The sequence below is a fragment of the Kitasatospora sp. NPDC059088 genome (genome assembly GCF_042738155.1).
GTDB lineage: Bacteria > Actinomycetota > Actinomycetes > Streptomycetales > Streptomycetaceae > Kitasatospora.
Window position 1 is genome coordinate 1 of sequence record NZ_JBHYGR010000092.1, and the last position, 8,219, is coordinate 8,219.

Genomic DNA, 8,219 nt, shown 5'->3' on the forward strand with positions numbered 1-8,219 from the left:
CCGCTCGCGGACCGCCTCGCGGCCCTGCCGGAGTCCGAACGCGCCCTGCTGCTGGTCGAGTTGGTCCGCACCGCCACTGCCGCGGTGCTCGGGCACGGCGGACCGCAGGCCGTCGAGCAGGACCGCTCCTTCACCGAGCAGGGCTTCGACTCGCTGGCCGCCGTCGACCTGCGCAACCGGCTGAACGCGAGCACCGGCCTGGCACTCTCCAGCACCCTGGTCTTCGACCACCCGAGCCCGGCGGCGCTGGCCGCCCACCTGGGCGACGCGCTGCTGCCGTCGGTCCCCGGCGTCGGGGAGGACCGGCCGGAGGACCAGGCGGCGAACCGGTCGGCGAACCGGTCGGCGGAGCCGCCGGTCGAGGCCGCCGACGACCCGATCGCCATCGTCGGCATCGGCTGCCGCTACCCCGGCGGGGTGCGCTCCGCCGAGGAGCTGTGGCAGCTGGTCGCCGACCGGGTCGACGCGGTCGGCCCGTTCCCCGAGGACCGGGGCTGGCGCCTGGACCGGCTCTTCCACCCGGACCAGGAGCGGCCCGGCACGTCCGCCGCCCGCGAGGGCGGGTTCCTCTACGACGCCGCCGACTTCGACCCCGCCTTCTTCGGCATGAGCCCGCGCGAGGCGCTGGCCACCGACCCGCAGCAGCGGATCCTGCTGGAAACCGCCTGGGAGGCCGTCGAACGGGCCGGCATCGACCCGGGCGCGCTGCGCGGCAGCCGGACCGGTGTCTTCGTCGGCGTGATGTACGACGACTACGGCTCCCGGCTCAGCCAGGCGCCCGAGGCGCCGGAGGGCTACGAGGGCTACCTGGTCAGCGGCAGCGCCGGCAGCGTCGCCTCCGGCCGGGTCTCCTACGCGCTCGGACTGGAGGGCCCGGCCGTCACGGTGGACACCGCCTGCTCCTCCTCGCTGGTCGCGCTGCACCTGGCCGCCCAGGCGCTGCGCAGCGGCGAGGCCACCCTCGCCCTGGCCGGCGGCGTCACCGTGATGGCCACCCCCGCCACCTTCGTCGAGTTCAGCCGCCAGCGCGGGCTGGCCCCGGACGGGCGCTGCAAGCCCTTCGCGGCCGGAGCCGACGGCACCGGCTGGGCCGAGGGCGCGGGCGTGCTCGTCCTGGAACGCCTCTCCGACGCCCGCCGCAACGGGCATCCGGTGCTGGCCCTGGTGCGGGGCACGGCCGTCAACCAGGACGGCGCGTCGAACGGCCTGACGGCGCCGAACGGCCCCGCCCAGCAGCGGGTGATCCGGGCCGCGCTGGCCGCCGCCCGGCTGACGGCGGACGGCGTGGACGCGGTCGAGGCGCACGGGACGGGCACCCGCCTCGGCGACCCGATCGAGGCCCAGGCCCTGCTGGCGACGTACGGGCAGGGGCGCCCGGCCGGGCACCCGCTGTGGCTGGGCTCGATCAAGTCGAACATCGGCCACAGCCAGGCGGCGGCGGGCGTGGCGGGCGTGATCAAGATGGTCGAGGCCATCCGGCACGGCCGGCTGCCCGCGACCCTGCACCTGGACGCGCCCTCGCCGCACGTGGACTGGACGGCCGGCGCGGTGGAACTGCTCGCCGAGGCACGGGAGTGGCCGGAGCTCGACCGGCCGCGCCGGGCGGGCGTGTCCTCCTTCGGGATCAGCGGCACCAACGCGCACGTGATCCTGGAGCAGGCGCCGGACGCCGCCGCGCCCACGCCTGCCGAGCCCCCGACCGCTACGGCCGCCCCGACCGCCACGGCCGCGCCGGTGGCCTGGCCGGTGTCGGCGCGCACCGAACCGGCGCTGCGCGACCAGGCGCAGCGGCTGCTGGCCTTCGCCGCCGACCTGCCCGAGGAGCAACTCGCCGCTGCGGGCGCCGCCTTGGCCGCCACCCGGACGGCCTTCGAGCAGCGCGCGGCGGTGGTCGGCGGCTCCCGCGCCGAACTGCTCGACGGGCTGCGGGCGCTGGCCGCCGGGACGGACTCCCCGGGCCTGCTGCGCGCCGCCGCCCGGGGCGGTCGGACGGCCTTCGTCTTCACCGGTCAGGGTAGCCAACGCGTCGGCATGGCACAGGAGTTGTACGCGACCCATGCGGAGTTCGCGGCCGCCCTCGACGAGGTGTGCGCGGCCTTCACCCCGCACCTGGAACGGCCGCTGCGGGAGGTCCTGTTCGAGGACACCGGCCTGCTGGACCGCACCGCCTACACCCAACCCGCTCTGTTCGCGGTGGAGTTCGCCCTGGTGCGGCTGCTCGCCCACTGGGGGGTGCGGCCGGACGCCGTGCTCGGGCACTCGATCGGCGCCGTCGCCGCGGCCCACACCGCGGGGGTGCTCACCCTGGCGGACGCCGTCGCCCTGGTCGCCGCGCGCAGCCGGCTGATGGACGCGCTGCCCGCCGAGGGCGCCATGCTCTCCTTCCGGGCCTCCGAGCCGGAGGTCCTCGCCGCGCTGGAGGGGTACACCGAGCGGGTCTCGGTGGCCGCCGTCAACGGTCCGCGGGCCACCGTCGTCTCCGGCGAGGAGGACGCCGTGCTCGCGGTCGCCGCCCGGCTCGCCGCGACGGGGGCCAAGGCTCGCCGGCTGACCGTCAGCCACGCCTTCCACTCCCCGCTGATGGACCCGATGCTGGACGACTTCCGGGCCGCCCTCGGCGGTCTCGCCTTCGGCCTTCCGACCGTCCCGTTCGTCTCCGACCTGACCGGCCGCCCGGCCGGTCCGGAGGAGACCGCCTCGCCCGACTACTGGGCCCGTCACGTGCGCGGGACCGTCCGGTTCGCCGACGGCGTCCGGGCGCTGCGCGGGCTCGGCACCGTGCGCTACCTGGAGATCGGGCCGGACACCCTGCTGACCGCCCTGGTCGAGGACGTGCTGGCCGAAGGGCCGCAGGACCCGGAGAGCCCTCGGGATCCGCAGCACCGGCAGGACCCGCAGGACCCGCCCGCCGTCACGGCGGCGGTGCTGCGGCGCGGGCGCGGCGAGGCGGCCACCCTGCTGCGGGCCGTCGCCGCCGTGCACACCGCGGGCGGCAGCGTCGACTGGCCCGCCGTGCTGGGCGCGGCCGGGGCCCCGCACCCCGGCCTGCCGACCTACCCCTTCCAGCGCACCCGGCACTGGCTCGACGCCCCGGCCCCCGCGGGCGACGTGCGGGCCGCCGGGCTCAGCACCGCCGGCCACCCCTTCCTCGGCGCCGCCGTCGACCTCGCCGACGGCACCGGGACGGTCCTCACCGGCCGCCTGGACCGGCGCGAGCACCCCTGGCTCGCCGGGCACACCGTGGCCGGCGCGACCGTGCTGCCCGCGACCGCCCTGCTCGACCTCGCCCTGCACGCGGGCCGCACCGCCGGGCTGCCCGTGGTCGCCGCCCTCGACCTGGAGGCCCCGCTGCTGCTCCCGGCCGACGGAGCGCTGCGGCTCCAGGTCGCGCTGGACCGGGCGGACGACGCCGGCGAGCGGGCCGTGCGCATCCACGCCCGGCCCGACGGCGCCGCCGAGGAGCCCTGGACCAGGTACGCCACCGGCGTGCTCGCGCCCGCCCCGACGGCGCCCGCCCCGACGGCGCCGGTTCCGCCCGCGGGCTGCTGGCCGCCGCCCGGCGCCCGGCCGGTCGGCGCCGAGGAGCTGTACGCCGCCCTCGACGCCCACGGCCTCGGCTACGGCGGCGCCTTCCGCACCGTCACCGCCGCCTGGCAGCAGCCCGACGGCACCCTGTGGGCCGCACTCGCGGGCCCCGCCGAAGGCGCCCTGGACGGCGACCGGCGCTTCGCCGTGCCGCCCGCCGCCCTGGACGCCGCCCTCCACCCCTGGGCCCACGCCGGACTGCCGTCCGACGGGCGCACCACCCTGCGACTGCCCGCCGCCTGGCGCGAGGTCCGTGCGTACCGGGCCGTCCCCGCCGGAGCGCTGCGGGCCCGGATGGCGCCGGACGGGGAGCACCGCGCCGCCGTGACCCTCTACGACGCTGACGGCGCCCCGCTGCTGCACGCGGCCGCCCTCGAACTCGCCGAGGTCCCGGCCGGGCGGTTCGGTGCCGCCCGCCCCGCCGACCCGCTGCTCGTCCCCGGCACCCGCCCGCTCGCCCTCCCGGCGGCCCCGCGCCCGGCGGCCCTGGTGGAGAGCCCGGCCGACCTGACCGGCCCGGTGCCGCCGGTCGTCCTGCTGCCCCTGCCACCGCTCCCGGCGGACCGTCCCGTGCCCGAGCAGGTGGCCCACGCCACCGGCTGGGCCCTGACCGCCCTGCGGACCTGGCTGACCGGGCGCCGGTACGAGGCCTCGCGCCTCGTCGTCGTCCTGCCCGCCGCGGCCGCGGGCGGCCCGGCGGCGCTCGCCGCGGCGGCGGCCGGCGGGCTGGTCCGCTCCGCCGCGGCCGAACACCCCGGCCGCGTCCTGCTGGTGGACACCGACCTCCCGGCCGACCGCCTCGCGGAACTCCCCGCCGTGGCCTGGCCCGAGGACGAACCGCACCTCCTGCTGCGGGCCGGGCGGATCCTGGCCCCGCGCCTGACAGCGGCGGCTGCTGGAGCCGCACAGGCCGGCGCGACCAGCGCGACCAGCGCGACCAGCGCGACCGGGGCGTTCGGTCCCGGGAGCGTCCTGGTCACCGGCGCGTCCGGCGCGCTGGCGGCGGTCCTGGTGCGGCACCTGGTGGCGGCGCACGGGGTGCGCGGGCTGGTGCTGATGAGCCGGAGCGGGCGGGTGGCGCCCGGGCTGGCGGAGGAACTGGCGGCCCTGGGGGCCGTGGCGGTCCCGGTCGCGGGCGACGTGGCCGATCCGCAGGCCGTACGGGCCGCGCTGGCGCAGGCGCCGGACGGCCTTCCGGTCACCGGGCTGGTGCACGCCGCCGGCGTCCTGGACGACGGGCTGGTCGAGGGCCTGACGGCGGAGCGGGTCGCCGCCGTGCTGCGGCCGAAGGTCGACGGCGCCTGGGCGCTGCACGAGGCGACCGGGGAACTGCCGCTGCACGCCTTCGTGCTGTTCTCCTCGGTCGCCGGAGTGCTCGGGACGGCCGGGCAGGGCTCGTACGCCGCCGCGAACTCCTTCCTCGACGCCCTCGCCGGGCACCGCCACGAACTCGGCCTGCCCGCGCTGTCCCTCCCGTGGGGCCTGTGGGAGGGCGAAGGCATGGGGGAGGCCCTGAGCGCGGCCGACCGGGCCCGGATCGTCCGGACCGGGATCGCCCCGCTGCCCGCCGCGAGCGCCCTCGGGCTGCTGGACGAAGCCCTGGCGGCCGGCCGTCCGGTGGCGGTCGCGGCCCGGCTGGCGGCACCCGGGGCCGGCGGGCCCGGCACCGGACCGGCGGCCGCCCTGCGCGAGCTGCTCGGCTCCCGGCCGACGGGCGCCGCCCCGGCGGCGGCCCCCGCCCTTCCGGCCCCCGCCCTTCCGGAAGGCCGGGACGTGCTCGCCGGGCTCCCCCCGCAGGAACGCGGCCGGGCCGTCCTGGACCTGGTGCGCCGTTCGGTCGGCGAGGTCCTGGGCCACGCCGACCCGGCCGCCGTACCGGTGGAGCGGGGGCTGCTGGACCTGGGCCTGGACTCGCTGACCGCGGTGGAACTGCGCGGCCGCCTGGGCACCCTGCTCGGGCTGCGACTGCCCAGCACGCTGCTGTTCGACCACCCCACCGCCGCCGCCCTGGCCCGCCACCTCACCGCTCTGGTGGCCCCGGCGGAGGACCGCACCGGGCCGGCCGGTCTCGCCCAGGTCGAGGCGGCCCTGGCCGAACTGACGGCCGGGGCAGCCGGAGCGGGCGAACTGGACCAGCTGGCGGCCCGGCTCCAAGCAGCCCTCGACCAGGTCCGCGCCGCCCGCGCGGCGAAGCCGGACGCCGACTTCACCGACCGACTGGAGGAGGCCGACGGCGACGCCCTGTTCGACCTGATCGACCGTCAACTCGGCCTGTAGTCAAGGGGGAAGGGCCTGAATCCGGCCGGCGCCGGGCCCTTCCCGCTCTCATCCCGCAGTCGCGCACGGGGCCGCCGGTGAACCGGCCGGACCGTGCGGGGTCGAGCGGGTGAAGGTGCGGCGGTAGGCGGTGGGGGTGGTGTCCAGGGTGCGTCGGAAGTGCAGCCGCAGGTTGGCCGCCGTGCCCAGCCCGCAGTCCCGCGCCACCTGGTCCACCGAGCGCTCCGTGGTCTCCAGCATCTCCCGTGCCCGGCCGATCCGGGCGTTGAGCAGCCACTGCAACGGGGTCGTGCCCGTCTCCTCGGTGAACCGGCGCATGAAGGTGCGCTGCGAGAGGCCCGCGTGCCGGGCGAGCACGCGCAGCGTGAGCGGCTCGCCGAGCCGGTGCAGGGCCCAGCCCCGGGTGCCGGAGAGCGAGGCCTCACCGGCCACCGCGACGGGAGCCGGCACGTACTGGGCCTGCCCGCCGTCCCGGTGGGGGGCGGCGACCAGAGCGCGGGCGATCCGGTTGGCCGCCTCCGCCCCCAGGTCGCGGCGCACGATGTGCAGGCACAGGTCGATGCCGCAGCACACCCCGGCCGAGGTGAGCACGTCGCCCTCGTCGACGTAGAGCACGTCGCGGTCGACCGTGACGGCCGGGAAGCCCCGCTCGAACTCGTCGATGTGCTTCCAGTGGGTGGTGGCGTGCAGCCCGTCCAGGACGCCCGCCGCGGCCAGTGCGAAGGCGCCCGTGCAGATCGACACCACGCGCCTGCCCCGGCCATGGGCTTCGGCCAGGACGTCGAGCACGGCGTCCGGCAACGGGAGGAGCGGTTCGAATCCCGGCACGACCACGGTGTCGGCGGCCCGCACCTGCTCCAGACCCCCGTCGGCGACCAGGGCGAAGCCCGCACTGGTGGCCACCCGCGCGGTGGGCGCGCACAGGGTCATCTCGTAGGGGGTCTCCGGCCGGCTGGAGAAGATCTGCGCCGGGATCGCCAGGTCGAGCGGGGTGACCCCGTCCAGCGCCAGGACCGCGACTCGATGCACCGTCATGGCAGGATCCTAGCGAAGTATGGAAATTTTGCCTCTCACCAGGTCAGGGGCGTCGCGGCCAGGCTGAGCCCATGACCGGACCCACCCACGAGGCGACCGCCGACCTGATCACGCTGCCCGGCACACCGCTCGCCGACGCCGTCGTGAACCTCATCCGGCCGGTGGAAACGCCGTCCGTCTTCAACCACAGCATCCGCAGCTACCTGTTCGCCCGGCTGGTGGCCGACCGCCTCGGCCTGGCCGCCGGCCACGACTACCAGGACGACCTGTTGTTCGCCGCGTGCGCGATGCACGACCTCGGCGTAGCGGCGGACGGCCCGCACAGCCAGCGGTTCGAGGTCGAAGGCGCCGACCGGGCCGCCGCCTTCCTGACCGACCGCGGGGTCCCCGCCGCCGAAGCCGACCAGGTCTGGCAGGCCATCGCCCTGCACACCTCCCCGGGCATCGCGGAACGCCGCGGCACGCTGTGCCTGCTCGTCCGCGAGGGCGTCGCCCTCGACTTCGGCCGCTCACCGGGCACCGACCGCCTCGACGCCGTCACCGACGAGCAGGCCGACGCCGTGCACGCCGCCTACCCGCGGCTGGACATGATCCGCGCCCTCACCGACGCGATCGTCGCGCAGGCCGCGAAGGACCCCGGGAACGCACCCCGGTACACGATCCCCGGCGAACTCCTGCGCGAACGCGAGACCTTCGGCCGGACCCGGCTGGAGCACACCGGCCGCTCGTCCCGCTGGCGCGACTGACCCCACCGGACCCACCACCCCCGTCACCGAGGAAAGGCAAGCACCGCCATGACCGTCCACACCGTCGAGGTCCCCGAGGACAACGCAGTCTTCGGGCAGACCACCAGCGCCTTCGCGGGCTTCGGCTACTCCGCCGCGGTCCGCGCCCACGGCCTCCTGTTCATCGCCGGAACGATCGGCCGCCGCGCCGACGGAACCATTCCGGACGGCATCGAGGAGCAGACCGGGATCGCCCTCCGGAAGATCGAGGAGATCCTCCGGCTGGAGGGCCTCGACATGTCCGCCCTCGTCGACGTCACCAGCTACCACGTCGACATCCACCAGCACCTGCCCGGCTTCGTCGAGGCCAAGCGGCGCCTCGTCGAAGCCCCCTACCCGACCTGGACGATCATCGGGGTCAGCGGCCTCGCCAGCCCGGGACTCCTCGTCGAGATCCGCGCGACCGCCGCGTACCCCGCCGCACCCCGGTAGCCCCGCACTCCTGGGCCCGCTCCCGGGCCCAGGAGCCCGGGGGGCGGGGCCCCCCGGGCGGCGGGGGGGGGGGGCGGGGGGGGCGAAGTTGGGGTGGGTTTCTAA

4 protein-coding genes are annotated in these 8,219 nt (G+C 77.4%); 3 read left to right on the forward strand and 1 reads right to left on the reverse strand.

Annotated features, from left to right (window positions below; all coding sequences use genetic code 11):
- Positions 1-5,862: SDR family NAD(P)-dependent oxidoreductase (locus ACFWXO_RS31600; protein ID WP_380528023.1), on the forward strand; the 5,862-nt coding region annotated here is incomplete at its 5' end.
- Positions 5,863-5,910: 48 nt separating this feature from the next.
- Here ACFWXO_RS31600 and ACFWXO_RS31605 read toward each other — a convergent pair.
- Positions 5,911-6,897, reverse strand: coding sequence for a GlxA family transcriptional regulator (locus ACFWXO_RS31605; RefSeq protein WP_380528028.1), 987 nt, complete (start codon positions 6,895-6,897; stop codon positions 5,911-5,913).
- A 71-nt stretch (positions 6,898-6,968) separates the two neighbouring features.
- Between ACFWXO_RS31605 and ACFWXO_RS31610 the strand changes: the two genes are divergently transcribed.
- Together ACFWXO_RS31610 and ACFWXO_RS31615 are read left to right on the forward strand one after the other, a co-directional pair.
- A complete protein-coding gene (locus ACFWXO_RS31610; RefSeq protein WP_380528032.1) occupies positions 6,969-7,643 on the forward strand; it encodes an HD domain-containing protein in 675 nt (224 codons plus the stop codon).
- A gap of 48 nt (positions 7,644-7,691) precedes the next feature.
- Complete coding sequence (locus ACFWXO_RS31615; RefSeq protein ID WP_380528037.1) at positions 7,692-8,114, forward strand: RidA family protein; 423 nt, start codon at positions 7,692-7,694, stop codon at positions 8,112-8,114.
- Positions 8,115-8,219: the final 105 nt, after the last annotated feature.

Bases quoted from the DNA above. Each gene is read 5' to 3' on its own strand.
- ACFWXO_RS31615 (WP_380528037.1), top strand. From the start codon at position 7,692: ATGACCGTCCACACCGTCGAGGTCCCCGAGGACAACGCAGTCTTCGGG.
- ACFWXO_RS31605 (WP_380528028.1), bottom strand. From the start codon at position 6,897: ATGACGGTGCATCGAGTCGCGGTCCTGGCGCTGGACGGGGTCACCCCG.
- ACFWXO_RS31610 (WP_380528032.1), top strand. From the start codon at position 6,969: ATGACCGGACCCACCCACGAGGCGACCGCCGACCTGATCACGCTGCCC.